26 protein-coding genes are annotated in these 25,201 nt (G+C 71.4%); 15 read left to right on the top strand and 11 right to left on the bottom strand.

Annotation, left to right across the window (positions count from 1 at the left end):
• The 5 genes from JIG36_RS08865 to JIG36_RS08885 form a co-directional block, all read right to left on the bottom strand.
• Entirely contained in the window at positions 1-921 is a 921-nt protein-coding gene (locus JIG36_RS08865) for a dihydrodipicolinate synthase family protein (RefSeq protein ID WP_203375528.1), read from the bottom strand.
• Complete coding sequence (locus tag JIG36_RS53190) at positions 918-2,363, bottom strand: FAD/NAD(P)-dependent oxidoreductase (RefSeq protein WP_203375529.1); 1,446 nt, start codon at positions 2,361-2,363, stop codon at positions 918-920. Before JIG36_RS53190 ends, JIG36_RS08865 begins: the two co-directional genes overlap by 4 nt.
• A 58-nt stretch (positions 2,364-2,421) precedes the next feature.
• The gene (locus tag JIG36_RS08875; RefSeq protein ID WP_307872628.1) at positions 2,422-2,733 is read right to left on the bottom strand and encodes a (2Fe-2S)-binding protein; all 312 of its coding nucleotides are present in this window, start codon (positions 2,731-2,733) and stop codon (positions 2,422-2,424) included.
• An 89-nt stretch (positions 2,734-2,822) separates the two neighbouring features.
• A complete protein-coding gene (locus JIG36_RS08880; protein ID WP_203375530.1) occupies positions 2,823-3,974 on the bottom strand; it encodes an NAD(P)/FAD-dependent oxidoreductase in 1,152 nt (383 codons plus the stop codon).
• Positions 3,975-4,037: 63 nt separating this feature from the next.
• A complete protein-coding gene (locus tag JIG36_RS08885) occupies positions 4,038-4,706 on the bottom strand; it encodes a GntR family transcriptional regulator (RefSeq protein ID WP_203375531.1) in 669 nt (222 codons plus the stop codon).
• Positions 4,707-4,747: 41 nt separating this feature from the next.
• Between JIG36_RS08885 and JIG36_RS51690 the strand changes: the two genes are divergently transcribed.
• The 6 genes from JIG36_RS51690 (at position 4,748) to JIG36_RS08915 (ending at position 9,087) form a co-directional block, all read left to right on the top strand.
• Complete coding sequence (locus JIG36_RS51690) at positions 4,748-5,767, top strand: ornithine cyclodeaminase family protein (RefSeq protein ID WP_307872629.1); 1,020 nt, start codon at positions 4,748-4,750, stop codon at positions 5,765-5,767.
• Positions 5,764-6,624, top strand: coding sequence for an LLM class flavin-dependent oxidoreductase (locus JIG36_RS08895; protein WP_203375532.1), 861 nt, complete (start codon positions 5,764-5,766; stop codon positions 6,622-6,624). Before JIG36_RS51690 ends, JIG36_RS08895 begins: the two co-directional genes overlap by 4 nt.
• Before the next feature lie 129 nt (positions 6,625-6,753).
• Entirely contained in the window at positions 6,754-7,176 is a 423-nt protein-coding gene (locus tag JIG36_RS08900; protein WP_203375533.1) for a hypothetical protein, read from the top strand.
• Entirely contained in the window at positions 7,173-8,390 is a 1,218-nt protein-coding gene (locus JIG36_RS08905) for an NRAMP family divalent metal transporter (RefSeq protein WP_203375534.1), read from the top strand. The genes JIG36_RS08900 and JIG36_RS08905 overlap by 4 nt, the downstream gene beginning before the upstream one ends.
• 63 nt (positions 8,391-8,453) lie before the next feature.
• Positions 8,454-8,807 carry a PRC-barrel domain-containing protein gene (locus JIG36_RS08910; RefSeq protein ID WP_203375535.1) on the top strand — a complete coding sequence of 118 codons (354 nt, stop codon included), beginning with the start codon at positions 8,454-8,456 and terminating at the stop codon, positions 8,805-8,807.
• The gene (locus JIG36_RS08915; protein WP_203375536.1) at positions 8,794-9,087 is read left to right on the top strand and encodes a PRC-barrel domain-containing protein; all 294 of its coding nucleotides are present in this window, start codon (positions 8,794-8,796) and stop codon (positions 9,085-9,087) included. The genes JIG36_RS08910 and JIG36_RS08915 overlap by 14 nt, the downstream gene beginning before the upstream one ends.
• An 18-nt stretch (positions 9,088-9,105) precedes the next feature.
• Here JIG36_RS08915 and JIG36_RS08920 read toward each other — a convergent pair whose 3' ends face one another.
• The 4 genes from JIG36_RS08920 to JIG36_RS08935 all read right to left on the bottom strand — a co-directional run bounded on the left by JIG36_RS08920 (position 9,106) and on the right by JIG36_RS08935 (position 12,460).
• The gene (locus tag JIG36_RS08920) at positions 9,106-9,702 is read right to left on the bottom strand and encodes a class I SAM-dependent methyltransferase (RefSeq protein ID WP_203375537.1); all 597 of its coding nucleotides are present in this window, start codon (positions 9,700-9,702) and stop codon (positions 9,106-9,108) included.
• Positions 9,699-10,505, bottom strand: coding sequence for a PIG-L deacetylase family protein (locus JIG36_RS08925; protein WP_307872630.1), 807 nt, complete (start codon positions 10,503-10,505; stop codon positions 9,699-9,701). The genes JIG36_RS08920 and JIG36_RS08925 overlap by 4 nt, the downstream gene beginning before the upstream one ends.
• Before the next feature lie 124 nt (positions 10,506-10,629).
• Positions 10,630-11,508 carry an acyl-CoA dehydrogenase family protein gene (locus tag JIG36_RS08930; protein ID WP_203375825.1) on the bottom strand — a complete coding sequence of 293 codons (879 nt, stop codon included), beginning with the start codon at positions 11,506-11,508 and terminating at the stop codon, positions 10,630-10,632.
• Between the two features lie 16 nt (positions 11,509-11,524).
• Complete coding sequence (locus tag JIG36_RS08935) at positions 11,525-12,460, bottom strand: SDR family NAD(P)-dependent oxidoreductase (RefSeq protein ID WP_203375538.1); 936 nt, start codon at positions 12,458-12,460, stop codon at positions 11,525-11,527.
• Between JIG36_RS08935 and JIG36_RS08940 the strand changes: the two genes are divergently transcribed.
• Genes JIG36_RS08940 through JIG36_RS08955 form a run of 4 tightly spaced genes read left to right on the top strand, consistent with a single transcriptional unit; the run spans position 12,459 to position 16,835 of the window.
• Entirely contained in the window at positions 12,459-12,959 is a 501-nt protein-coding gene (locus JIG36_RS08940; protein ID WP_203375539.1) for an SRPBCC family protein, read from the top strand. The two genes, JIG36_RS08935 and JIG36_RS08940, sit on opposite strands and share 2 nt — an antisense overlap.
• 14 nt (positions 12,960-12,973) lie before the next feature.
• Positions 12,974-14,158, top strand: a complete 1,185-nt coding sequence (locus tag JIG36_RS08945) for a zinc-dependent alcohol dehydrogenase (RefSeq protein ID WP_203375540.1) — start codon at positions 12,974-12,976, stop codon at positions 14,156-14,158.
• Positions 14,155-16,377 carry a molybdopterin oxidoreductase family protein gene (locus JIG36_RS08950; RefSeq protein ID WP_203375541.1) on the top strand — a complete coding sequence of 741 codons (2,223 nt, stop codon included), beginning with the start codon at positions 14,155-14,157 and terminating at the stop codon, positions 16,375-16,377. Before JIG36_RS08945 ends, JIG36_RS08950 begins: the two co-directional genes overlap by 4 nt.
• A 2-nt stretch (positions 16,378-16,379) precedes the next feature.
• Positions 16,380-16,835 carry a hypothetical protein gene (locus JIG36_RS08955; RefSeq protein WP_203375826.1) on the top strand — a complete coding sequence of 152 codons (456 nt, stop codon included), beginning with the start codon at positions 16,380-16,382 and terminating at the stop codon, positions 16,833-16,835.
• Here JIG36_RS08955 and JIG36_RS08960 read toward each other — a convergent pair.
• Both JIG36_RS08960 and JIG36_RS08965 read right to left on the bottom strand, forming a co-directional pair.
• A complete protein-coding gene (locus tag JIG36_RS08960; protein WP_203375542.1) occupies positions 16,832-17,644 on the bottom strand; it encodes an SDR family NAD(P)-dependent oxidoreductase in 813 nt (270 codons plus the stop codon). The two genes, JIG36_RS08955 and JIG36_RS08960, sit on opposite strands and share 4 nt — an antisense overlap.
• A complete protein-coding gene (locus JIG36_RS08965; RefSeq protein WP_203375543.1) occupies positions 17,641-18,618 on the bottom strand; it encodes a proline racemase family protein in 978 nt (325 codons plus the stop codon). The genes JIG36_RS08960 and JIG36_RS08965 overlap by 4 nt, the downstream gene beginning before the upstream one ends.
• Before the next feature lie 128 nt (positions 18,619-18,746).
• On the opposite strand from JIG36_RS08965, the gene JIG36_RS08970 reads away from it, so the two are divergent.
• From JIG36_RS08970 to JIG36_RS08990, 5 genes are all read left to right on the top strand, one after another.
• Entirely contained in the window at positions 18,747-19,394 is a 648-nt protein-coding gene (locus JIG36_RS08970; RefSeq protein WP_203375544.1) for a GntR family transcriptional regulator, read from the top strand.
• A gap of 104 nt (positions 19,395-19,498) precedes the next feature.
• Positions 19,499-20,362, top strand: a complete 864-nt coding sequence (gene proC / locus JIG36_RS08975) for a pyrroline-5-carboxylate reductase (protein WP_307872631.1) — start codon at positions 19,499-19,501, stop codon at positions 20,360-20,362.
• A gap of 176 nt (positions 20,363-20,538) precedes the next feature.
• On the top strand, positions 20,539-22,554 hold the full coding sequence (locus JIG36_RS08980) for a hydantoinase/oxoprolinase family protein (protein ID WP_203375545.1): 2,016 nt from the start codon (positions 20,539-20,541) through the stop codon (positions 22,552-22,554).
• Positions 22,551-24,218, top strand: coding sequence for a hydantoinase B/oxoprolinase family protein (locus tag JIG36_RS08985; protein WP_203375546.1), 1,668 nt, complete (start codon positions 22,551-22,553; stop codon positions 24,216-24,218). The genes JIG36_RS08980 and JIG36_RS08985 overlap by 4 nt, the downstream gene beginning before the upstream one ends.
• Positions 24,215-25,195: an ABC transporter permease gene (locus JIG36_RS08990; RefSeq protein ID WP_203375547.1), complete on the top strand. Its 981-nt coding sequence runs from the start codon at positions 24,215-24,217 to the stop codon at positions 25,193-25,195. The genes JIG36_RS08985 and JIG36_RS08990 overlap by 4 nt, the downstream gene beginning before the upstream one ends.
• The last annotated feature ends 6 nt before the right edge of the window (positions 25,196-25,201 follow it).

Raw genomic sequence — 25,201 nt, forward strand, 5'->3', positions numbered from 1 at the left:
TCAGGCCGCCTTGGCCGCGGCGAGGGCGGCGACGGCCCGCTTGGTCTCGGCCTCGACCTGCGCCTGGTGCTCGGGAGTGAGCGCGCCGCGCGGGGGGCGGCACGGACCGCCGTAGCGCCCGATGAGGTCCATGCTGAGCTTGATCGCCTGGACGAACTCCGTACGGGAATCCCAGCGGAACACCGCCACGAGGTGCTGGTAGAGCTCGCGCGCCTCGGCGACCTTCCCCTCCAGCATGAGGTCGTAGAGGCGGACCGACTCGGCCGGGAACACGTTCGGGAAGCCGGCGAACCAGCCCACCGCGCCGTCCACCATCAGCTCGAAGAGCACGTCGTCGGCGCCGGCCACGACGTCGATCCCGCACTTCTCGCGGATCTCGAACAGCCGCCGCACGTCACCGCTGAACTCCTTGATCGCCACCACCTGGGGGATCTGCGCGATCTCGGCGACCAGGTCGGGCACCAGGTCGACCTTGGTGTCGAACGGGTTGTTGTAGATCATCATCGGCAGCCCGGCCTCGGCGATCTTCGTGTAGTGCTCGACCACCTGGGTGCCGCTGGCCCGGTACATGGTCGGCGGCAGCGCCAGCACGCCGGTCGCGCCGTCCTCGCCCGCGAGCTCGGCCCACTTCTTGGCCTGGTGCCAGCCCGGGCCGTGCACACCCGCGATCACCGTGCCGCGCCCGGCCACCGCCTCGACCGCGACCTGCACGACCCGGCGGCGCTCCTCGTCGGTCAAGGAGGAGTATTCGCCCAGCGAGCCGTTGGGGCCGACGCCGTGGCAGCCGTTGCTGATCAGCCAGTCGCAGTGCTCGGCGTACTTGTCGAAGTCGACGGCGAGCCCGGCCGGCGCGGACGGGTCCTCCTTGTAGGGCAGCGCGGTGGCGACGACGACGCCGCGCAGGTCGGGGGTGGTGGTCATGCGGACTCCTCGGGGTGGTTGGCCGCGGCCAGCTCGCCCATCCGCACGAACGCCGCCAGCGGGCGGCTCGCGGTGCGGCCGGGGTCGAGCAGGCCGCCGGTGTGGCGGTGCAGAAGCTCTTCGACGGTGCGCCCGCAGACCCGGCCCTGGCAGACGCCCAGGCCGGCGCGGGTGCTGAGTTTGAGGGAGCGCAGGCCGCGCGACCCGGTGGCGGCGGCGCCGGCTTTCAGATCGCCGGCGGTCACCTCCTCGCAGCGGCAGACGACTGTGTCGTCGCCCAGCCAGCCGGCCCAGCCCGGGCGGATGCCGTGGGCCCGTTCGAGCCGGTCGGCGAAGCGCTGGTTGTCCCGCCGCGCGCGGCGCTGTTCCTCCGTGACGCCGACGTTCGCTGTGCCGGCGGCGCTTGTGCTGGCGGCGCTTGTTGTGGCGGCGTTCGCTGCGGCCAGGCCGGCGATGACGCCCTCGGCCAGGGCCAGGTCGGCGCCCCCGATGCCGGTGATCTCGCCCGCCGCATAGACGCCGGGGACGCTGGTGCGGCCGTTCTCGTCGGTGACGACCGCCCCGTACGCGTCGAGCCCGCACCCGGCCGAGACCGCGAGCTCGGTGCGGGGCACAAAGCCGTGGCTGACACAGACCGCGTCGACGTCGAGCCGGCGTTCGGTGCCGGGGACGGGCGCCCACTCCGGGTCGAGCCGGGCCACGGTCACCGCGGTCACGCGGTCGGTGCCGTGGGCGGCGATCACCGCGGTGCCGGTGCGGTAGGGGATCCGGTTGCGCGCCAGATCCCGTACGTATCCGGCCAGCTCACCCGCCTTGTGCCGGGTGGACAGAAGCTCGGCCGGCCGCGCGGTCCACGCCTTCCGCAGCCGTGACCAGCCGTTCGCCTCGAACACCCCGACGACCCCGGCTCCCGTACGCAGGAGGCTCGACGCCACCGGAAGCAGGAACGGCCCCGCCCCGGCCACCAGCACGCGCCGCCCGACGGCGATCCGCTCGGCCTTGGCCAGCGCCTGGGCCGCCCCCGCGGTGAACACACCCGGCAGATCCCAGCCGGGGAAGGGCAGAGTCCGCTCGTACGCCCCGGTCGCGAGCACCAGAGCTTTCGGCGCGAAGGTCCGCGGGGTGCGCTCGTTGCCGTCGGCCGGCCCGACCAGCACGTGGAGGGTGGGCGGCCGGTCGTCGTGCCGTTCGGCCAGCCAGACCTGCGCGTCGGTCAGCAGCTCCTGGCCGCGCAACGCCGTGAATTTGTCCCAGCCGTGGTGCAGGACGCGCTCGTCGGCGGCGGGCCGTTCGGCCGGGAGGTGCCGCCAGTATTGCCCGCCCGCATCGCCGGCCGCGTCCAGGAGCACGACCTGGGCTCCGGCGCGCCGGGCAGCGTCGGCCGCGGCCAGTCCCGCCGGGCCTGCCCCGACTACCAGCACATCGGGAGTTTCGACGCTCATCGGGCGCTCGCTCGGAGTGATGTGGCGACCGGAGAGCTGGTGCTCGGCGTTCCGGATGTCACTGCGGCTCTCCCGTCGTGATCGTGTCGCCGTCGACGGCTCGGCGCTGACAAGCCCGCACGTCGGCCAGGTCGTTCACGGTGACGAGGCAGTCGTGGCAGACGCCGATGCCGCAGAAGACGCCACGCGGACGGCCGTGGCGGGTGGTTCGCCAGGTGAGCCGGCCCGCGCCGAGCAGCACGCCGGCGACCGTCTGGCCTTCGACGCCGCGCACCGGCTCCCCGTCGACGATCAGCGTGATCGGGGACGTCGGCCCAGGTCGAACCGGGTCTGCATCGGGTCCCAGGCGGGCCGGTCCGGTCGTCGTCACGTCAGTAGTATGTCACACAGCACTGGCGAAAGGCGATACACGCGTGGCCGCGATCCCGTGGGAGACGACGCACGGCCCGCTGGTGTGAGTCAGGCCGGCTGGAGGTGGGGGAGCAGGGTCGGGCGGTCCACGGCGAAGGCGGCCGGGTCCAGCGTCGGCGGCCGGCCCACCATCAGGTCGGTCAGCAGTTCGCCGGTCGCGGTCGACAGCACGATGCCGGCGCCTTCGTGACCGGTCGCGTGCCACAGGCCGGTCAGCCGCGGGTCGGGACCGATCACCGGCAGATGGTCGGGGACGAAGGGGCGGAATCCCCCGTACGCCCGCATGACCGCGACCCCGCTCAGGAACGGGAACAGCACCAGCGCCTTGGCGGCCACCGCGGACAGCACCCGCGCCTCGATGCTCTCGTCGAAGCCGCGCCGTTCCCGGGACGAGCCGATCAGCACGGTCCCGGCCGCCGTCGACTCGACCACGCTGGACGTCTGCAGCGACGCGTCGTTGGAACCGACCGCACCCACGTAGTCGGCGTCGTAGACCTTGTGCCGGATCCGCGGCCGCATCCGGGTGGTCACCAGGATCGTGCCCCGGCGTGGTCGCACCGGCAGCGTCACGCCGAGCCGTTCCGAGACCTCGCCCGACCAGGGACCGGCCGCCACCACGACGTGATCGGCGGCCAGCGGGCCCGCGGAGGTGATCACGCCGGTGAGCCGGTCTCCGCTGCGCAGCGGGCCGAGCGCTTCGACACCCTGCCGGACCGTGGCGCCGTGCCGGCGGGCGTCGGCCAGCAGCGCCTCGGTCGCGATCGCCGGCTGCACCTGGGCGTCCTGCGGATAGAGGACGGCCGCGGTGTGCTCCGGGTTGAGGTCGGGTTCGTGGTCGAGGCCGTTCACTTCGGACGATTCCACCCCGGCCGTACGCTGGGTGGCCGCGAACGCGCGCAGGGCGGCCGCCCCGGCCTCGGTGGTGGCCACCACGAGACCTCCCTTGGCCTCGTACTCGATCGACGGGAAGCTTTCCGCGATCTCGGGCAGCAGCCCCTGCCACAGGGCGAGCGACCGCAGCGCCAGGTCGAGCTCGGCGCCCGGTCCCTTGTCGGAGACCAGCAGGTTGCCCTCACCGGCGGCCGACGTTCCCCCGGCCGAGGCCGAACGGTCGAGCACGATCACCTCGGCCCCGGCCCGCGCGAGCTCCCGCGCCACGGCGGCGCCGACAATTCCCGCGCCTACGACGATCACTCGCATGGTCCGGCCCGTCCGCTCGTGTTCAGGTTTGTTGGAGGTGGTGATGGGCGGGGCCGGCGGGGGTTACCGCTCGGCGCGTCCGCTCCACCAGCCGGTGACGTGGCCCAGGTGGCGGCGCATCAGGTCTTCGGCGCCCGCGCCGTCGCCGGCTTCGAGCAGGTCGAGCAGCGTCAGGTGCTCGGCCGAGGACTCGGCCAGCTCGGGGGAGCCGAGCATGGTGGCCAGGCCGACCAGGCGGGTCTGCTGACGCAGATCACCGACCAGGGTCACCAGGCGGTCGTTGCCGGTCAGACTGAGCAGGTGCAGGTGGAACGTGGTGTCGGCGGCCAGATAGGTCGGCAGGTCGGAGGCGTCGGCGCTGGTCACGATGGCCTCGGCCTCGGCCCGCAACCGGCTCAGCCGATCGGCGTCGAGACGGCCGGCCAGCAGCCGCATCGGCGGGGCCTCGAGCCACTGGCGGATCTGCACGATCTCGGCCAGGTCCTGCTGGCTGACCTCGGTGACCCGGAAACCCTTGTTGCGCGCGATCTCGACGAAGCCGCGCTTCTCGAGGTTGAGCAGAGCCTCCCGTACGGGCGTGGCCGAGACGTCGAACCGGGCCGCCAGCGTCGGGGCCGTCAGCATCGTGCCCGGGGCGAACTCGCCGGAGACAATGGCGGACGCCACCGCGTCCTCCACGTGCTGCCGGAAGCTGCCGGCCGTGCGTAACGGGCCGATGAGCGGTGACGTCATGGCGGTTGCCTCCCTCGGTGGTATGTGACATGGTACAGCTCGTGATCGAGGCGGACCAGATAGCGGAGCTGGGCTTTCCGCGGGCGGTGGCCGCCCTGCGGGCCGCGCTCGCCGAGGGACTCGACCCCGAAGCCGAACCGGCCCGCGTGGCCGTGCCCCTGGGCGGCGGCGAGATGCTGGTGATGCCCTCGGGTGACGCGAAGGTCGCCGGCGTCAAGCTGGTCGGCATCGCGCCCGGCAACCCGGTCCGCGGCCTGCCCCGCATCCACGGTGTCTACGTGCTGTTCGACGCGCCCACGCTGGCGCCGCGGGCCATTCTCGACGGTGCCGCGCTGACGTCGCTGCGCACCCCGGCCGTGTCCGCCCTCGGCGTCGACCTGGTCGCCCCGCCCGATGCGCGCAAGCTGGTCGTCTTCGGCGCCGGTCCGCAGGCGCTGGGCCACATCGAGGCCATCCGCGCCGTACGCCCGATCGACTCCGTCCGCGTCGTCGGCCGCGACCCCGCCAAGGTCGACGCCCTTATCCGGAATTTCGGAAATGTTTGGAGAGGGGGAGCGGAGGTAAGCGGCGAGTCGGGGTTCGACAGTTCGAGCCGGCTCGGCGCCACATCGTCCGCGGGCGGGGAGCCGAGCGTGTCCGCCGCGGGTCACGTTTCGCACGCGGGCGTGGCGGGCGATGGGCTGGTTGTGGAGGCGGCCGGGCCGGAAGCGGTCGCCGGGGCGGACATCGTGGCCTGCTGCACGACCGCGCGCGGGCCGCTCTTCGACGGGAAACTGCTGCGCGACGACGCCGTGGTGGTGGCGGTCGGGTCGCATGAACCGGACGCCCGCGAGGTCGACGCCGAGACCGTACGGCGGTGTGGGGCCCTGGTCGAATCGCGGGTGTCGGCGCTGCGTGAGGCCGGCGACCTGATCCAGGCCGGTGTCGCCGCCGGTGAGCTGTATACGTTCTCCGAACTGGTCCGGGGTGTCACCCCCGCCCGGCCCAGGCTGATCAAGACCGTGGGGATGGGCTGGGAGGACCTTGTGATCGCCGCCGCCGTCGTGGAGTCGCTGTCATGACCGGACTCTCCGCGCTCGTCCTGCCGGACCGCCACCCCACCAGCGCCTTCCTGGCCGAGGTGGTCGAGGCCGAGCAGGCCGGGGTGTGCACGGTCTGGACGTACGACCACCTCACCTGGCCGCTGCTCCGCGACAACCCCTGGTACGGCTGCGTGCCACTGATCGCCGCCGCGGCCGGCGCCACCGAGCGGGTGCGGCTGGGGGTGCAGGTCGCCACGCCGAACTACCGGCACCCGGTTCCGTTCGCCAAGGAGCTGATGACCCTCGACCAGCTCAGCGGGGGCCGCCTCGAGGTCGGCCTGGGCGCCGGCACCGAGAGCCTGGACGCGCTCGTGCTGGGCGACCCGCCGCTGACCCCACGGCAGCGGATGGACCGTTTCGCCGAGTGGCTCGGCCTGCTCGACACGCTGCTCACCGAGCCGGTCGTCACCACGCGCGGCGAGCGCTACAGCGCGATCGATGCCCACCAGCTGCCGGGTTGCGTCCAGACCCCGCGGGTGCCGTTCACCGTCGCCGGAACCGGCCCGCGCTCGCTCGCGCTGGTGGCCCAGCACGGGCAGGCGTGGGTCACCTACGGCCCGTACGGCCCGGCGGTCGCCCCGGACGAGTGGTTCGCCGCCCTCGAGAAGCAGTCGGCGCAGCTGGACAAGGCCCTCGACGGCCGCCGGATCCGCCGCATCGTGAATGTCGCCCTCGAGACGTACTGGCCGTTCGAGAGCAAGGACCGCTACGCCGACACCGTGGGACGCCTGGCCGCGCTGGGCTTCGACGAGGTCAGTGTGCACTGGCCCCGCCCCGACGGCCGCGGCGTCCCGCGGAACGCGCTGAGTGAGGTGCTGGCCGTGCACGGTCTGTGAAAACGCGCTGAGTGACGTCCGGCCCTGCACATTCTGTGAACGGCCGGACGGCCCAGCAACGCGGTGAGTGACAGTGCGGCCGCGCACAGGCGGTGATTCAAGCGCCCGTACGCGGGGTATGCAGCGCCCGTGAGGGCCAAGTGGTGGGGCGCGACGACGTTGTCGGTGGTCGCGCTCGCGTGGGGCGGCGCCGGCTATCTGATCACCAAGCCGGTCGACTTCCACGACTACCGGGTCGCCGCCGTGAGTTCGGCCGAGACCGCCCATGACGCGCTGACCACCGCCGGCCTGGTCGCCGAGGCCGAGCTGAAAGGCCAGGTCATGGGCCCGTACGCGGAAAGCTCCTTCGACGACGCCCGCAAAGCGCTCGCGGGTGGGGCGAAGAAGTTCACCGGGGTGGAACCGCCCGACGAGCGGTGCGAGCGGATGCACGACGAGCTGGCGCCGCTGCTGCAACAGGCTGACGCGGTGCTCGCGCGGATCCCGGACGAGCCGCACGCCGGCGACGACGTGTCGGACGCGCTGGAACGCTTCGTGGAGCAGCACACGTGAAGCGGCTCCTCGCCGTCACGCTGGGCATCCTCACCGCGATCGGCGGATTCGTCGACATCGGTGACATCGTCTCGACGTCGGAGGCGGGCGCGCGGTTCGGGCTCTCGCACACCTGGGTGCTGCTGGTCGGGATCGTCGGCATCTGCGTGTACGCCGAGATGGCGGGCCGGGTCACGGCGGTGTCGAAGCGGCCCGTGTACGACCTGATCCGCGAGCGTCTGGGGCCCCGCATCGCGCTCGTCAACCTCCTGGGGGCGTACGCGATCACGCTCCTGACCCTCGCGGCCGAGATCGGTGGCGTGGCCCTCGCGTTGCAGCTGCTCAGCGGCGCGCCCTATCTGCTGTGGGTGCCCGCGGTCGCACTGGTGCTGTGGCTGGCGCTGTGGCGGGTCAAGTTCTCGACGCTCGAACGGATCTTCGGGCTGGCCGGGCTGTCACTGGTCGTGCTGCTGATCGCCGCGTTCAAGCTGCAGCCCGACTTCTCCGAGATGACGAAGATCGTCCCGCCGCCGGGGGAGAACTGGCCGACCTACTTCTTCGTGGCGATCGCCCTGTTCGCTTCGGCCATGACCCCGTACGAGGTCTTCTTCTTCACCTCGGGCGGCGTCGAGGAGCGGTGGACGCCGCGGGACCTGACGCTCTCGCGGGTCAACGTGTTCCTCGGGTTCCCGCTCGGCGGACTGCTCGCGTTCGGCTTCCTCGCGACCTCGGCCGCCGTCTACGAGCCGCTCGGCATGCGGGTCGACACGCTCGGGCAGGCGGTGCTTCCGGCCGGGCTCGCGTTCGGTCAGATCGGGCTCGGGCTGGTGATCCTGGGCGTGTTCGCGGCGACGTTCGGCGCGGCGATGGAGACCAGCCTGTCCGCCGGATACACGGTGGCGCAGTACTTCGGCTGGTCGTGGGGGAAATATCTGCGCCCCAAGCAGGCGGCCCGGTTCCACACCGTGGTGCTGGTCAGCATCCTGCTGGCGGTGGCGGCCCTGCTGACGACAATCGACCCGGTGCAGCTCACCGAGTACATGCTGATCTTCAGTGCGATCGTGCTGCCGCTGACCTACCTGCCGATCCTGGTGATCGCGAACGACCGGGGCTATCTCGGCGACCGGGTCAACGGCCGGCTCGCCAACACGCTCGGGGTGATCTACCTGTTCGTCATCCTGGCCGCGGCCGTCGCGGCCGTACCGATCATGATCCTGACCGGCATGGGAGGGTGAGATGCGCCGTTCCCATCGGCTTCGGGCTTCGGTTGGGCTTCGGGAGGGCTTCGGGAGGGTTGGATGCGGCTGCTGATCGGGTTCGATCTGCTCGACCGTCAGATCGTCGACCGGGACGGGGTGCCGGTCGGCAAGGTCGACGACGTGGAGCTCTCGGACGACGCCCGGCACGTCACGGCGTTGCTGACCGGGCAGAGCGCGCTCGGTGGCCGGTTCGGGGGTGTGCTCGGCCGGTGGATCACGGCGACCACCGGTGGGGCGGAACCGCGCCGGATCCCGTACGGGCTGGTGGCTCTGGTCGACTCGGCGGTGCACCTGTCGATCAAGCGCGCACTGCTCACGCCCCCGGCGCTGGAGGCGTGGCTCGACCAGCACCTGATCGGGCGCATCCCGGGAGCCGACCGTGCCGAGGGCTAGCGACTTCCTGGGCCGCCGCATCCACGACGAGGACGGCCGCTACCTGGGCCGGATCGTCGACGTGGCGTTCGAGGACGAGCTGACCGAGGCCGTCGTCGTGCGGGGGCCGTGGGGGCGGCTGCTCGGCTACGAACGCGAGCAGGTGCGCGGGCCGTGGCTGGTCGAGACCCTGGCCCGCTGGATCCTGCGCCGCGAGATGACCACCGTGCCGTGGGACCCGTCGTTCGTCACGCCCGACCCGCGCCCCGTGCCGCGGGACCGTGTCACGCCGGGCCCTTGACCGTGCCGCGGCGTCCGGTCACGCCAGGCCCTCGGTCTGTGCCACGGAACGCGGGGCGGGCGGGACCCGGGTGAAGACCTCGAGGAGGAAGTCGGCCTCCTCGTGGCGGGCCTGCCGGGCCAGCCCTGGCACCGCCCCGAGCAGCTCGTGCACGTCGTCGCCGAGGCGGGCGTGCTCGTCGACCGGGTGCCGCCAGTGCACGGCGACCAGGTCGCCGCCGGGCTCCAGCGACGTGACCGTGCGCTCGATGAGCGTGGCCAGGTCGTGGTCGTCGAAGTAGTAGCCGATCTCGGAGAGCACGACCAGGTCGAACGTCCCGTCCGGCCACTCGTGCGGGATGCGAGCGGTGCGGGCGATGACGTTGTCGCGGGCCGGGACCTGCTCGACGGCGGCCGGGACGGCGTCGACGGCCAGCAGGTGGTCGCAGCGCTCGGCCAGACGGGCGGTCAGCATGCCGGTCGAGCAGCCAGGTTCGAATGCCGACCGGTAGCGGCGGCGCGGCAGCGAATCCACGGTGAGGGCGTGCTTGCGCGCGTCGTACCAGCGGGTGGCGAAGCTCCACGGGTCGCTGCTGCGGGCGTACATCTGCTCGAAATAGCTGGTCGGCGTGCTCATCGAGCGGTCCCGTTCCGAACCTGGGCCGGGCCGTCGGTCTTGTTCCGAACCGCGGCCGGGCCGCCGTCGACTGCGGGGCGGAAGACGACCTCGTACGGGCGGTCGAACCGGGCCAGGACGTGCGCGGGCAGGATGGCGGCGTCGGCCGGGGCGGGGCCGAGGGGCGCGATCTGGCTCGGGAAGGCCTCGATCGCGGCCCGCTTGGCCTTCCGGGCGTTTTGCCCGAGAGGGACGCGCCACGCCCGGTCCCAGGGCACGCGCGTGTCACCGGGAGTGGACCAGTGCCAGGTCCAGATCGGGTATTCCAGCAGCACCGCGCCGGTGGCCGCGCAGGCCCGGGCGGCGGCCCGTCCGACCGCCTCATGATCGGGGTGGCCGTCCTCGCGCCACGTGGCCAGGCACCACCGCCCGGGCGACAGCAGGCCGGTCAGCAGCTCGACCAGCGGCTCCTCATCGATCTTGCCGTCGGGCTGGCCGGGCCGATGAATGACGGTGTCGTCGCCGAGGCCCAGGCGGCGCAGGGCCTCGTCGGTCTCGGCGCGGCGGATCCGGGCCAGGTCGGTCTGCGAGTGCACGGTCGAGCCGGGGTGCGAGGCCTCGCCGTCGGTCACGGCGACCAGTTCGGCCCGGCCCAGGGTGGCCATCAGGCCGGCCACGCCCAGGATCTCGTCGTCGGGGTGCGGGGCGACGATCAGCGGGGTGCCGGCGTCGGTGAGCGGCAGTTCCGGCCAGCGGGCGGGCTCCGGCCACTCCCGCCAGCGCTCCTCGGGCGTCCCCTCGGCGATGACAATCGGCTTCACCACAGTCGTCCCTCCCCGGAAACGATCCTCTTCACCACGGCGATCTCCCCTGAGCGGTCGGCCGGAGCCTTCACCACGGCGATCTCTGCTGAGCGGCCTGTGCGGTCGATCGGAGCCGCGGCTTTCCTCACCATGGCGACTTCGACTCCTGCACCAGGCGGCCCAGCTGTTCGAGGTCGGCTTCGGCGTGGCTCTGTCGCAGATAGACGGTGAGGTCGGCGACGCGGCGGGCGTGCCGTTCGTCGCGGCTGAGCGGCCCGGCCCCGAGCGCGCGGCCCACCCGGTCGATCACCTCGGTGGCGGCGGCCTCGACCGTCGCCCGTACGCGCAGCGCCAGCCGATGCTGGATGACGGTGGGCTCGGCGTCGATCGTCGCGGCGGCCTCGGCCAGCACCGCCCGCGCCGCCCCGAGGGCCACGTCGACCGCGCCCAGGTGGGCCAGCGCGTGCGGGCCGGCCGCCTTCTCGTGCAGCAGGTCGGCGATGCCCAGCGCACCGCCGTACCAGCACGCCGCCACGCCCATCCCGCCGTGCCAGAAGCCGGGCCGGTTCACGTACGCGCCGGGAACCCCGACCGGACGGGCGGGCGCGTCGGTGAAACGGATCGTGCGGCTGTCGCTGGCGGCCATCCCGACCGCGGGCCAGGTGCCGTCGAGCGGAACGGCCGCAGGTGGCTCGTTGACGACCGCGAACAGCCGGATCCCGTCGTCGGCCTCGGCCGTGACCAGCGCGTGCGTGCACCAGGCGGCGCCGGAGCACCACGGCCGCTCGCCGTCGACCCGCCAGCCGTCGTCCGTTCTCGTGGCCCGCAGCGACTTGGGGACCGCGGCCCACACGCCCCAGCGTTCGTCGTCAGCGAGCGGGCCGTCGCCCAGTTCGGCCCGGATGGCGGCCGCGTCGGCGTGGCCCTCGCCCAGGCGGGCGGCGACCGGGTCCTCGCGGCCCATCTCGGCCAGTTTGCGGAATCGTTCGGCGGTGGCGCCCGTACCGGGCAGGGGGTCGACCATCAGCACGGGCTGGCGGTTACCCGGGATTCTTGCGGCTAAGCAAACGGTTCGCGGCGGCGCCTCCGACCAGAGTCACCGCAACGGCCGCGACGCCGATCCGGGCCCGGCCCCAGCGGCCCGGGCCGCCCTCCACCCGCGGCTTCGGCGCGAAGACGTTGCCGTCGTGGTGGGCGATCTCCTGGCGGGACAGGCCACCGTGGCGCATCAGCGGCGTGACCAGCGCGTCATAGAGGGCGGGCAGCGCGTGGAAACCGAACTCGATCAGCCGGTTCGTGGCGCCCACCGACACCTCGGGCTTGGGCCGGTCGGCCTGGCGGACGATGCGGGCCGCGACCCGGTCGGCGGTGTCGACCGGAGGCGGCGGGCGGCCGACAAATCCGGCGTAGTTGGCGGCGCTGGTGTAGATCGGCGTGTCGACGCTGCCCGGCGCCACCGAGCAGACGTGGATGTGCTTGTTGTCGCGGGTCTCCTGGCGCAGAACGCGAGCCAGCCCGCGGGCGCCCCACTTCGAGGTGATGTAGGACGACATGTACGGCACGGCGACGTGCGCGAGCAGCGACCCGACCAGGATGAGCGTGCCGTGGCCCTGGTCGCGGAACTGCCGTAACGCCGTACGGGCGACGTTCGCCGGGCCGAGCAGATCGGTGGTGACCACGCGGTCGAACACCTCGGCCGGCACATCCTCGAATTTCCCGTACGCCATGACCGCGGCCGTGTCGACCCAGACGTCGATCCGGCCGAACCGCTCGACCGCCGCGCGCCGGACCCGCTCGAGATCGTCCCGGCGGGTGACGTCGGCCGGGACGATCAGGGCGTCGCCGTCGGTCTGCCGCAGACCGTCCTCGCTGCGGGCGGCCAGCACCAGCCGGTCGCCCCGGGCCGCGAACGCCCGCGCCGCCGCGCGGCCGATGCCGCTGGACGCCCCGGTCACCACAACTACGCGTGAGCTCATGGACCGTCTGCATACCCTGCCGGTCCCCGGGTATCCGGCCGTTGTGGCAAGGACCGAACGCATCATCGAAGCGACCCCGCAGCAGGTGTTCGCCGTGCTGGCCGACGGCTGGACCTACAGCGACTGGGTGGTCGGCACGGCCCACATCCGCGACGTGGACGCGGCCTGGCCGGCCCCCGGATCCCAGCTGCACCACAAGGCCGGCCCCTGGCCGCTCTCGTTGAAGGACACCTCGACGGTCGTCGCGGTGACCCCGGACCGCGAGCTGCACCTGCGGGCCGGGCTGTGGCCGCTCGGCGAGGCCGAGGTGCACATCCGGCTCGAACCGGTCGGCACCGCGAGCACCCGGGTGGTCATCGAGGAGGACTTCCGGGCCGGACCGCTGCTCGGGCTGCGCAACAAGATCAACGACCTCGTCCTGCACGGCCGCAACACCGAGGCTCTGGCCCGGCTGGCCGACCTGGCCGAGGCGAAACGCACGACTCTGACGAACTCCTAGGAGGCAGCGAACTCATGCGGGCACTCACCTGGCAGGGCACCGGCAAGGTCTCGGTCGAGACCGTCCCCGACCCGGTCATCCAGGAGCCGACCGACGCGATCGTGCGGATGACGTCGACCGCGATCTGCGGCTCCGACCTGCACCTGTACGACGTGCTGGGCATGTACATCGACGCCGGCGACATCCTCGGCCACGAGCCGATGGGCATCGTCGAGGAGGTCGGCGCCGACGTCACGCACATCAAACCCGGCGACCGCGTGGTGATCCCGTTCAACATCTCGTGCGGGCACTGCTGGTTCTGCCGCAAGGGCTACTACGCGCAGTGCGAGACCACGCAGGTGAAGTCGCAGAACAAGGGCGCCTCGCTGTTCGGTTACACCAAGCTCTACGGTCAGGTGCCCGGCGGTCAGGCCGAATACCTGCGGGTGCCGCAGGCGCAGTTCGGGCCGATCAAGGTGCCGGACGGCCACCCCGACGAGCGCTACCTGTTCCTCTCCGACGTGCTGACCACCTCGTGGCAGGCGGCGAAGTGGGCCGACATCGAGCCCGGCGGAACGGTTCTGGTCACCGGGCTCGGCCCGATCGGCCAGATGTCGGCCCGGATCGCGCGGCACCTCGGCGCCGACCGGGTGATCGCCGTGGACAACGTGCCCGAGCGCATCGCCATGGCCGAGCGCCACGGCATCGAGGTGCTGAACTTCGACAAGATCGAGGACATCGGTGACGCCGTACGGGACATGACCGATGGACGCGGCGCCGACTCGGTGATCGAGGCCGTCGGCATGGAGGCGCACGGCACCCCGTTCCAGTCGGCGGCGATGAAGGCGGCCGGCATGCTCCCCGACCCCCTGGCCCGCAAGGCGACCGAGAAGTTCGGCGTCGACCGGATGGGGGCGCTGCGGACGGCCTTCGATTCCGTACGCCGTTCCGGCACCATCTCGATCATCGGCGTCTACGGCGGCGAGGCCGACCCGTTCCCGATGATGGACCTGTTCGACAAGGGCATCACGATGCGGATGGGCCAGGCCCACGTCAAGCACTGGGTCGACGACATCCTGCCCCTGCTCACCGGCGACGACGACCCACTGGGCGTCGACGACCTGACGACCCACCGCCTCCCGCTGGAGGAGGCTCCGCACGGTTACGACATCTTCAAGAACAAGGAGGACGGCTGCATCAAGGTGGTCCTCAAACCGTGATCCCGAGCGATCCCTGGGGCGTGCGCACCCCGTACGCCCCGGGGCAGCCCTGGCCCGCGCGCGTCGACCGGCACACGGTCGAGGAGCCGGAGCGCTGGGTGCAGACCGCCTCCTTGTTGCACTCCAACGGAGACGGGATCGACATCGGCGTACGGGGAAATCGGATCGTCGGTGTTCGCGGCCGGGAGAGCGACCGCGTGAACCGGGGACGCCTCGACCCCAAGGACGTCCACGGCTGGCAGGCCAACGCAAGCCCCGACCGGTTGACCCGCCCTCTCGTCCGGCGCGACGGAAAGCTGGTCGAGACGGGCTGGGACGACGCGATGAGCCGCATCGTGCGGCGGTCGTCCGAGCTGAAACCCCTCGAGATCGGCTTCTACACCAGCGGGCAGCTGTTCCTGGAGGACTACTACACGCTGGCCGTGATCGGGAAGGCCGGACTCGGCACCCCGCACATGGACGGCAACACCCGCCTGTGCACGGCCACCTCGGCCGCGGCGCTCAAGGCCAGCTTCGGTACGGACGGTCAGCCCGGCTCGTACACCGACGTCGACCACTGCGACACGATCGCGCTGTGGGGGCACAACGTCGCCGAGACGCAGGCCGTGCTCTGGATGCGGATGCTCGACCGGCGGCGTGGAAGCTCGCCACCGGCGATGCTGGCGGTCGATCCCCGCGAGACCCCGGTGGCCCGCGAGGCCGACGTGCACCTGCCGATCCGGCCCGGCACCAATCTGGCCCTCATGAACGGTCTGCTCCGCATCCTGCTGCGGCGGGGCTGGGTGGACCGTTCCTACATCACCGCCCACACCCAGGGGATCGACGATCTCGAACGGGTCGTGGACGCCTATCCGGTCGCCCGGGTGGCGGAGATCTGCGACCTGCCGCCGGCCGGCATCGAACGGGCCGCGGAGTTGCTGGGCGGCGCGAAGCGGCTGCTGTCGACCGTGCTGCAGGGCTTCTACCAGTCGCATCAGGCCACCGCGTCGGCGGTCGCGGTCAACAACCTGCACCTGCTGCGCGGCATGATCGGCCGGCCCGGCGCCGGTGTGTTGCAGATGAACGGCCAGCCCACGGCCGAGAACACCCGCGAGACCGGCGCCGACGGCGACCTGCCCGGCTTCCGCAACTGGGACAACCCTTCCCACGTACGGGATCTGGCCGCACTGTGGAACGTGGACATGGCCACCATCCCGCACTGGGCGCCGCCGACCCACGCCATGCAGATCTGGCGCTACGCCGAACAGGGCTCGATCAGGATGCTCTGGATCAGCGGCACGAACCCGGCCGTCTCCCTGCCCGACCTGGCCCGGGTGCGGCGCATCCTGTCCCGGCCCGACCTGTTCGTGGTGGTGCAGGACATCTTCCCCACCGCGACCACCGAGTTCGCCGACGTGGTGCTGCCCGCCGCGACCTGGGGCGAGAAGACCGGCACGTTCACCAACGCCGACCGGACCGTGCACCTCAGCGAGAAGGCCGTCGAACCCCCGGGGGAGGCCCGCGCCGACCTCGACATCTTTCTCGACTACGCGGCCCGCATGGACTTCCGTGACAACGCCGGCGCGCCGCTCGTGACGTGGCACGACGCGGAATCGGCGTACGCGGCCTGGCAGCGCTGCTCGGCCGGACGGCCCTGCGATTACACCGGCATCACCTACGACAAGCTGCGCGGCGGCTCCGGCCTGCAATGGGGTGGCGAGCGCCTCTACACCGACGGCGTCTTCAACACCCGGTCCGGCTACTGCGAGACCTACGGGCAGGAGCTGAGCACCGGCGCCGAGCGGCCCGCCTCCGAGCATTCCGGTGACGGACGGGCGTTCCTGCTCGCGACCGACTACCGGCCGGCGCCCGAGGTGCCGGGTGCCGAGTACCCGATGCGGCTGGTCACCGGCCGTACGGTCTGGCAGTTCCACACCCGCACCAAGACCGGCCGGGTGCCGGAGCTCGACCGTCACGCCCCCTCGGTCTGGGTGGAGCTGCACGAGTCGGATGCCGGGGCCTTGCGGATCGCCGACGGCGACGTGGTGCGGATCGAGTCGCCGCGCGGCGCGATCGAGGCGCCGGCCCGGCTGTGCGGGATCCGGCCCGGAACGGTCTTCGTGCCCTTCCACTATGCGGAGCAGGCGGCCAACGAGCTCACCCGCACGACCTGGGACCCGGTCTCCAAACAGCCGATGTTCAAGCTGGCCGCGGTACGCGTACGGAAAGCGGGGTCGTGACCATGCACCTCGCGCACTATCTGGGTCTGCTCCACCGGGCGCAGGACGCGCTGGCCGGCGCGCTGCTGGAGGTCGGCGAGGCGCACCGGGACGAGGTGGACATCGCGAGCATCAGCGCGCAGCAGGCCGGGATCTGCCGGGAGCGGGCCTCGTCGCTGCACCCGTTCGCCGAGCGCTACTCGGAGGAGGCGCCGGACGAACCGGAACGGCTGCACTCGACGCTGTTCCACGGCAGTCGCAGCGGCGGGCTGGCGCTGCTGCGTGATCTGCAGGACCTCTATCTGATGGCGGCCGAGTGCGACGTCGCCTGGGCGCTCGTGGGCCAGGCCGCGCAGGGGTTGCGCGACGAGGCGCTGTCCGAGGTCGTCTCGGCCGGCGCCGCCGAGACGTCGATCCAGCTGCTCTGGCTGCGGGGCCGGATGAAACAGGCGGCCCCGCAGGCCCTCATCGTCGGTTAGTTCTGGTCGCTCTTGTCGTCGCGGCCCGAGCCCGGCTCGGCCATGCGGCGGTGCATCTCGCCCTTCAGGCTGTCCGGCATCACCTTGGAGAAGGCGCCCTGCACCTTGGTCTTCACCGAACCGGCGACGACCCTCTCCTTGTCCTTCTGCATGGCCTCGAAGCCCTGCTTGGCGACCACGGCCGGGTCGTCCTTCTCACTCGCGCCGACCTTGGTGTCGTCCATGTCGGCGCGGTGGAAGAAGTTGGTGTCGGTCGGGCCGGGCATCAGCGACGTGACCGTCACGCCGGTGTCCTTCAGCTCGGCCCGCAGCGCCTCGGCGAACGACTGCACGAACGACTTCGAGGCGTTGTAGACGGCCTGGTAGGTGCCCGGCATCATCGACGCGATCGACGAGGTGAACAGCACCTGGCCGGCGTTGCGGGCGACCATGCCGGGCAGCACCCGCTTGGCCAGGTGCACGGTCGACGTGACGTTGACGTCGATCACGTTGAGTTCGTCGCGCAGGTCGGTCTGCCGGGTGAAGTCGCCGCCGATGCCGCGGCCCGCGTTGAGCGCGATGGCGTCGACGTCCCGGCCGGTCTCGAGGATCACCGCGTACAGGTGCTCCACGCCCTCGAAGTGCGCGAGGTCCGCCCGTACGGCCGTCACCTGCGTCCGCCCGTCGCGGCGCAGGTCGGCCGCGGCCTCTTCGATCCCGTTGTCCTCGGCGCAGATGAGCAGGTCGTAGCCGTGCATCGCGAACTGCTTGGCCAGCTCGTAGCCGATACCACTGGACGCGCCGGTCACCACTGCGAATGGAGAAGTCATGCCAAGCGCATGCCCGGCCCGGGGCCGCTTAACCGCCCGGTGCCAGGGACGCTCGCGCGGTCGACGGCGGGGACGAAGAAGCCGGCGCGCAGCGGGTCGGTGGGGGAGAAGAGCAGCGTCGTGCGGGCGGTCAGCCAGGCCGAACCGGAGATCTCGGGATGGACCCGGTCGTCGGTTGCGGAGGCTATGCGACCGGTGAAACGGGTTCCGGTGATGCTGGTGAACTCGCGCGACTCGCCGGGGGCCAGCTCGCCGCGCGCGTGCATCAGGGCCAGTCGGGCGCAGGTGCCGGTGCCGCAGGGGGAGCGGTCGAAACCCAGCTCGTCCGACGTGGCCATGTTGACCAGTCCGTCGGCGACGAACAGTGTCTGCGGGACCCGCCGGGGCAATGCCGCGCGGATGCGGGAACCGGCCGTGACCAGGGCGTTGACGTGGTCGAGGTGGATCGTCATCCCGATCGCGGCCACGTCGACCACCGCGTACCAGAGGCCGCCGTAGACCAGCGACACCGGCACCACCCCGAAACCGGGCACGTCGACGGGCAGGTTGTCGTGTTCCACGTACGAGGGAGCGCCCTGGAAACGTACGTGGGTGACCTCGCCGTCGTGGACGGTCGCGTGCGCCGTGATCAGGCCGGCCAGGGTCTCGATCCGCAGGGTCGGTGACTGGTAAAGGCCGGTCTCGAGCAGCGTGGTGACCGTGCCGATCAGGGCGTGACCGCACATCTCGAGCGGGCCCAGCGCCGAGAGGATCAGCAGGGACAGGTCGGCGTCGGGACGCGTGGGCGGCAGCACGACTGTCGCGTGGGACGGCGCGTGACCACGTGGTTCGCCCACCACCATGCCGATCAGGTCGGGCCACGATGCGTACAGGGAAGCCTGTTTCTCGGCCAGGGTCACACCCGTCAGCGGGGGCAGGCCGCCGGTGATCACCCGGGTCGGCTCGCCGGCCGTGTGGGAATCGATGGCACTCACTTCAAGGCTGTTCGGCACCGCTGGAACCCCCGGGACCCGTTAACAAACTTTCTGTCGACACGATGTCGACACGTAATATATCAGCGAGTACGGTGCTTCCTACAAGCCGAGGAGCAGGGGAGACACCAGTGAGCGGCCAGTACTCGAGCGAGGCCCAGCGGTGTTACAACATGCTGCGCGACCGGATTCTCGACGGTCGTTACGCCGAGGGCGCCGTGCTCAACCAGCTCGAGATCGCGCAGGAGTTCGGCACCTCACGGTCGCCGGTGCGCGAGGCGATCGCCCGGCTCGCGGCCGACCGGCTGGTCACCGACATCCCCGGCCGCGGGGCGCGCGTGGCGACCCTCTCGGTGCAGGACTACCTGGAGGTCAACCAGCTGCGCTGGCTCCTGGAGAGCTTCGCCGCGCGGGTCGCCGCCGGGCACATGCCGATGGAGCTGATCGAGGACTTCCGCACCCGCCTGGCCCGCATCGAGGAGCCCGGCGAGCTGGAGGCGCTCGATCAGGAGCTGCACCGCGCGATCGCCGAACATTGCGGCAACGAGCGCATGCGCGAATACATCGCCCAGCTCAACGGCATGATGACGATCGCCCGCCGCCGCGACGTGGCCGGCTCGCACGACGACATGCTGGGCGGTTTGCGGGAGCTTCTGGAGGCTTTCGCCGTACGGGACGCCGACCGCGCCGAACTCCTCATGCGCGACCACATCGGCAGTTTCACCACGCGCCTGCCCGGTTTGATGACCGCCCCCTCGATCCTCCGGAGCCTGCCGTGACGCCGCACCCGGCCATGCCGTCGCAGCCCGCCGTGCCGTCGGCTCCCGCCGCGTCCTCGCACCCCTCTGTTACTCCAGATCCCGGCGCGAAGTCGGAGTCCGCAGTGGAATCGACTGGCGCCGAGCGCGTGGCGATCCTGGGCGCCGGAACCGTCGGGCGCGCTCTCGCCGAGTCGCTGATCCGGGCCGGTCACCCGGCCGACAAGCTGATCGTCACGGTGCGCCGCGAGGAGCATGCGGCCCGGCTTCGCGAGGAGTTGCCGTGTGAGGTGCTGCTCGACAACGCCGAGGCCACCCGCCGGGCGTCGATCGTGGTGCTGGCGACCAAACCGCAGGACATCGGCCCGGCGCTCGCCGCCGTTCGAACCAACCAGTTGGTTGTCTCCCTGGCGGCCGGCATCACGACCGCCGTTCTGGAGAAGCGCCGCGGCGAGAAGGACGAACCCGCGTCGGGGGAGTTCCGCGCCGAGGAGGACGACCGGCGTGGGCCGCGCGTGGTGCGGGTCATGACCAACACCGGGCTCATGGTCGACCAGGCGATGAGCGTGATCTCGGCGGGCCGCCACGCCACCGGGAACGACATGGACTCCGCCGAGGCGCTGTTGCGCGCCGGCGGTCGGGTTGTCCGGCTTCCCGAGGACCAGCAGGACGCGGTGAGCGCTCTGTCCGGTCACGGGGCGGCCTATCTGTATTTCATCGTCGAGGTGCTGACGCAGGCGGGCGTCTACGCGGGGGTCGCGCAGCCGGTCGCCCGTGAGCTGCTCGTGCAGACGATGGTGGGCGCAACGACGCTGTTGCGCGATTCCGGAGCGCATCCGGTCGAGTTGCGCGAGGCGATCATGAGTCGTGGCGGCGCCACGATCAGCGCCTTCCGGGAGATCGAGCGTCACAACGTGCGTGACGCACTGTTCGAGGCGGTCATGGCCGCCACCCGCCGAGGCGCGGAGCTCTCCGAACTCGCCTCCTGACGAAGCGTGCATTGCGCGAAGCGCGCATTGCAGGCCCACCACGCGCGGTCCCTGACGGACGGCCGGCTCCATAACGACAACTGCGACACATCCCTTCATCTGAGCGACCCGACCAGGGCCGTCCGACCCCGCACACCCAAAACTCCGCACACCCAAAGACAGCACGGAGGAGTTTCATGTCCGAGCAATTCCGGGTCGCGGTCGACATCGGCGGAACGTTCACCGACGTCGTCGTCTACGAAGAAACGAGCGGACAGTTCCGCACCGGCAAGTCACCGACCACGCCGGACGACCTCGTCCGGGGTGTGGTCGACGCGATGAACGCGGTCGTCGGCGACCCGGACGCCGTCCGGTCGTTCGTGCACGGCACCACGGTCGGCCTCAACGCTCTGCTGCAGCGCCGCGGCGAACGGGTCGCGCTGCTGGCCACCCGCGGCGTGGGCGACAGCTACTTCATCGCCCGCGGCCACCGCCTCGACATCTTCAACATCCACCACGTGCGGCCGGCGCCCCTGGTGGCCAAGCCCGACAAGATCGAGATCGGTGGGCGGCTGGACTGGCAGGGCGCGGAGGTCGCGCCGCTCGACCCGGCCGACCTCGAGTACGCCGCCGCGTACATCCGGCAGGAGGGCATCCGCTCGGTCGCGATCGCCTTTCTCTTCTCCTACCTCGACGGCCGCCACGAGCAGGCCGCCGCCGACTATCTGAGCGCGGCCCTCCCGGGCGTCACGATCACGATGTCGCACGAGGCGGCGCGGGAGTGGCGCGAGTACGAGCGCACCTCCACCGCCGTGCTCAGCGCGTACAGCGGCCCGACCGTACGGGATTACCTCTCCCGCCTCGAGAAGGGTCTCGCCGACGAGGGCATCTCGGCCCCCGTACGCGTGATGCAGTCGAACGGCGGCATCATCGGCATCGCCAAGGCCCGCACCCAGCCGCTGCAGACGTTCTTCTCCGGCCCCGTGGGCGGCGCCGCCGGCGGCGAGGTGCTGGCCGCCCGCACCGGCCGCGACAACCTGATCTGCGTCGACATGGGTGGCACCAGCTTCGACATGAGCCTGATCGTCGGCGGCAAACCCGAGATCCTGCCGCACGCCGACATGGAGAGCTTCCCGGCCCTGATGTCGGTCGTGGACATCAAGACGATCGGCGCCGGCGGCGGCTCGGTCGCCTACGTCGAGGCGGGTGGCCTGCGCGTCGGCCCCGAGAGCGCCGGCGCCGTGCCCGGCCCGGCCTGTTACGGCCGCGGCGGCACCCAGCCCACCGTCACCGACGCCAACCTGTTGCTCGGCCGGATCGACCCGGGCGCGTTCCTCGGCGGCAAGATGCGCCTCGACGTCGACGCCGCCAGGAGCAGCATGACCGCGCTCGCGGGCCGGCTCGGCCTCGACCCGTACGCCCTGGCCGAAGGCATCGTGGATGTCATCAACGCCAAGATGGCGCAGGCGATCCGGGCCATCACGGTCGAGCGCGGCATCGAGCCCCGCGACTTCTCGCTGGTCGCCTTTGGTGGCGCCGGCGCCCTGCACGCGGCCGCGCTGGCCGAGGCCCTGGGGATCGCCGAGGTGGTCGTGCCGGCCCTGCCGGGCGCGTTCTCGGCCTGGGGCATGTTGCAGTCGCCGCTGCGGCAGGACTTCACCCGCAGCTGGTTCCGCAAGCTCGACGGCCTGACCCCGGCCGACCTGGACGAGGCGTTCGCGCCGCTCGAAGCCGACGCCCGCGAGGCCCTGCGCACCGAGAACGTCGAAGCGGGGGCCGTCGAGTTCCGCCGCCAGCTGGACACCCGCTATGCCGGCCAGGAGCACACGATCACGATGGCGCTCGGGAAAACAGATCTGGCAACGGACTTCCACGAGGAATACCGGCGCCGTTACGGCCACGCCAGCCCGGGAGCGCCCCTCGAGGTCACCACGGCCCGGCTCACGCTGCTGGCCGACGTGGACTTCCCCACGGTCGAGGCGAGCGAGGCCGAGGAAGCGCCTCAGCGGAAGCTGCCCACCCAGACGGTCATCTTCGGCCGCCGGGAGCACGAGACCGCGCGTGTCGACCGCGACGAGCTCAAGGTCGGCGAGCGCCTGACCGGCCCGCTGATCATCGACGAACCGACCTCCGTGACGATCGTGCCGCCCGGCTGGGCGGTGGCGGTCGACGGTTTCCACGCCCTGATCCTCACGAAGGACGCCGCCCGATGACCGTCTCCGATCCGATCACCAACGAGATCATCCGCAACTCCTTCCTGGCCGTCGCCGAGGAGATGAACAACGGCCTCGTACGGTCGGCCTTCTCGCCGGTCATCTACGAGAGCAAGGACTCGGCCGTCGCGATCATCGACGCCCGGCACCGGGTGCTCGGCCAGTCCTCCGGCATCCCGCTGTTCCTGGGCAACCTCGAACACTGCACGAAGGTGACCGAGGAGATGTTCGGCCGCGACGCGTGGCAGGACGGCGACATCTGGATCATGAACGACTCGTACATCTCCGGCACCCACCCGCACGACGTCACCGTCTATGCGCCGCTGTTCTACCAGGGCGACCTGGCCGGGTTCGTGGCGTCGCGGGCGCACTGGCTCGACATCGGCGGCAAGGACCCGGGCGTCGCCATGGACTCGACCGAGATCCAGCAGGAGGGCCTGCGGATCAAGCCGATGAAGATCGTGCAGGGCGGCGCCGAGCGTACGGACGTCATCGAACTGATCGTCGGCAACACCCGCTTCCCGGTCTCGTGCACCGGTGACCTGCGGGCCCAGTTCGTGGTGGCCGAACTGGGCCGCCGCGGGCTGGTCGAGCTCTACGACCGCTACGGGCGCGAGGTGGTCGACACCGCCGCCGAGGTCATGTTCGCCCAGTCCGAGGCGCAGAACCGTGAGGGCATCGCGAAGATCCCGGATGGGACCTACACGGCGGAGGGCTGTCTCGACAGCGATGGCATCTCAGGCGTTCCCGTACGGGTGGAGGTCGTCATCGAGGTGGCCGGCGACTCGATGACCATCGACGTCACCGGCTCCGACGACGCCGTGCGCGGGCCGATGAACTGCGGCGCCGTGCAGACCGTCTCGGCCTGCCGGCTCGGCTTCAAATACCTGGTCAACCCCGATCAGCCGGTGAACGGCGGCACGTTCGCGGCCCTCGACGTCAAGGTGCGCCCCGGTTCGGTGCTGGGCGCGCAGGAACCGTCGCCGTGCCAGTTCTACTTCACGCCGCTGGGCCTGCTGGTCGACCTGATCGTCAAGGCGCTGTCGCCCGTCATGCCCGAGCTGGCCGCGGCCGGCCACTACGGCGACGGCATGATCCTCCAGTTCTCCGGGACGGATCCCCGTACGGGAAACCGGTTCATCGAAAATGAACCGCACGTCGGGGGATGGGGCGGCGCGCCGCACAACGACGGCGCCGACGGCATGATCTGGGCGATGTCCGGCGCGTTCAAGGACATGCCGATCGAGGTGTTCGAGACCAAGTTCCCGGCCACCATCAACGAGTACGCGTTCCGGCCCGACACCGGCGGCGCCGGCAAATACCGCGGCGGCTGCGGCGTCGTCCGCGAATACACGATGCTGCTCGACGACTGCGACCTCAGCCTGTGGCTGGACCGCTCGCAGACGCCGGCCTGGGGCATCGAGGGCGGCTCGGCCGGCGCCGCGCCCGACCTGATCATCAACCCGGGCCGCGACGACGAGCGCCGCATCATGAAGGTCAACCGGACGAGGCTCAACCGCGGCGACACCGTACGGCTGATGACCGGTGGCGGCGGTGGCTACGGTGACCCGGCCGAGCGTGACCCCGACGCCGTGGCCCGCGACGTGGCGGCCGGCTACGTCACCCCGGCCGCGGCCCGCACGATCTACGGCTACGAGGCATGACCAGCCTGGCGGCGAGGGTGCCGGACGTCGCCCGGAAGCCGCTGAGCCACGTTCCGGGCGCCCTGTGGATCGTCGCGCTGTTCCTGATCATCGCGAGCGTGGTCAACCCGTTCTTCGGCACCGCCCGCAACCTGCGCGAGATCCTCATCCAGTGCGCGGTGCTGGGCATCCTCGCCTGCGGCACGTCCCTGCTGCTGATCGCCGGGCTCATCGACTTCGCCATCGGGGCCGAGGTCTCGCTGGTCACCGCGGTCACCGGCACCATGCTCATGGCCGGTGACCCGGTGGCGCTCTGCCTGGCCGCCGGGGTGCTCACCGGCGTGGTCGCGGCCGGCCTGCAGGGACTGGTCGTGGCCGTGTTCAAGGTGACCCCGTTCATCGTCTCGCTCGGGGCCAGCACCGCCTATCTGGGCCTGGCCCTGCTCGTCTCGTCCGGGCGCCCGTTCTCCATCGGCAACAACCTGGAGGAGTACGGGCTGGGCAGCACCTTCTCCGTCCCCAACGTCGTCATCACCCTGATCGTGGTCGCGCTGCTGTTCGTCCTGCTGCTGCGGTGCACCCGGTTCGGACGGCACGTCTATGCACTCGGCGGCAGCGAACGCGCCTCGTTCCTGGCCGGCATCCGGGTGCAACAGGTCAAGCTTCTGGCCTACGTCATCGCGGGAGTCACGGTGGGCATCGCCGGGATCACGCTGATGGCCCGGGCCGGGACCGGCTCGCCCACCATCGGGACGGGCTACGAGCTCCAGGCGCTGGCGGCCGCGGTCATCGGCGGCACCAGCTTCAGCGGCGGCCGCGGCACGGTCGCGGGCACCCTCATCGGCGTCGTGCTGCTGATCTCGATCGGCAGCCTGCTCGCGCTGATGAACGTGTCCGGGTCCGTCACCAACGTCGTCACCGGGGCGATCGTGGTGGTCGCCGCGATCGTCGATCAAGTCCGCTCCGGAAAGTTGCGACTCGTCAACACCCTCGCCTGATCCGGG

This window comes from Paractinoplanes ovalisporus (assembly GCF_016834655.1).
GTDB classification, from domain to species: domain Bacteria; phylum Actinomycetota; class Actinomycetes; order Mycobacteriales; family Micromonosporaceae; genus Actinoplanes; species Actinoplanes ovalisporus.

Coding starts and splice junctions, on each gene's coding strand:
- JIG36_RS08865 (WP_203375528.1), bottom strand. CDS start 921: ATGACCACCACCCCCGACCTGCGCGGCGTCGTCGTCGCCACCGCGCTG.
- JIG36_RS53190 (WP_203375529.1), bottom strand. CDS start 2,363: ATGAGCGTCGAAACTCCCGATGTGCTGGTAGTCGGGGCAGGCCCGGCG.
- JIG36_RS08880 (WP_203375530.1), bottom strand. CDS start 3,974: ATGCGAGTGATCGTCGTAGGCGCGGGAATTGTCGGCGCCGCCGTGGCG.
- JIG36_RS08885 (WP_203375531.1), bottom strand. CDS start 4,706: ATGACGTCACCGCTCATCGGCCCGTTACGCACGGCCGGCAGCTTCCGG.
- JIG36_RS08895 (WP_203375532.1), top strand. CDS start 5,764: ATGACCGGACTCTCCGCGCTCGTCCTGCCGGACCGCCACCCCACCAGC.
- JIG36_RS08910 (WP_203375535.1), top strand. CDS start 8,454: ATGCGGCTGCTGATCGGGTTCGATCTGCTCGACCGTCAGATCGTCGAC.
- JIG36_RS08920 (WP_203375537.1), bottom strand. CDS start 9,702: ATGAGCACGCCGACCAGCTATTTCGAGCAGATGTACGCCCGCAGCAGC.
- JIG36_RS08930 (WP_203375825.1), bottom strand. CDS start 11,508: ATGGTCGACCCCCTGCCCGGTACGGGCGCCACCGCCGAACGATTCCGC.
- JIG36_RS08940 (WP_203375539.1), top strand. CDS start 12,459: ATGGACCGTCTGCATACCCTGCCGGTCCCCGGGTATCCGGCCGTTGTG.
- JIG36_RS08935 (WP_203375538.1), bottom strand. CDS start 12,460: ATGAGCTCACGCGTAGTTGTGGTGACCGGGGCGTCCAGCGGCATCGGC.
- JIG36_RS08945 (WP_203375540.1), top strand. CDS start 12,974: ATGCGGGCACTCACCTGGCAGGGCACCGGCAAGGTCTCGGTCGAGACC.
- JIG36_RS08955 (WP_203375826.1), top strand. CDS start 16,380: ATGCACCTCGCGCACTATCTGGGTCTGCTCCACCGGGCGCAGGACGCG.
- JIG36_RS08960 (WP_203375542.1), bottom strand. CDS start 17,644: ATGACTTCTCCATTCGCAGTGGTGACCGGCGCGTCCAGTGGTATCGGC.
- JIG36_RS08980 (WP_203375545.1), top strand. CDS start 20,539: ATGTCCGAGCAATTCCGGGTCGCGGTCGACATCGGCGGAACGTTCACC.
- JIG36_RS08985 (WP_203375546.1), top strand. CDS start 22,551: ATGACCGTCTCCGATCCGATCACCAACGAGATCATCCGCAACTCCTTC.
- JIG36_RS08990 (WP_203375547.1), top strand. CDS start 24,215: ATGACCAGCCTGGCGGCGAGGGTGCCGGACGTCGCCCGGAAGCCGCTG.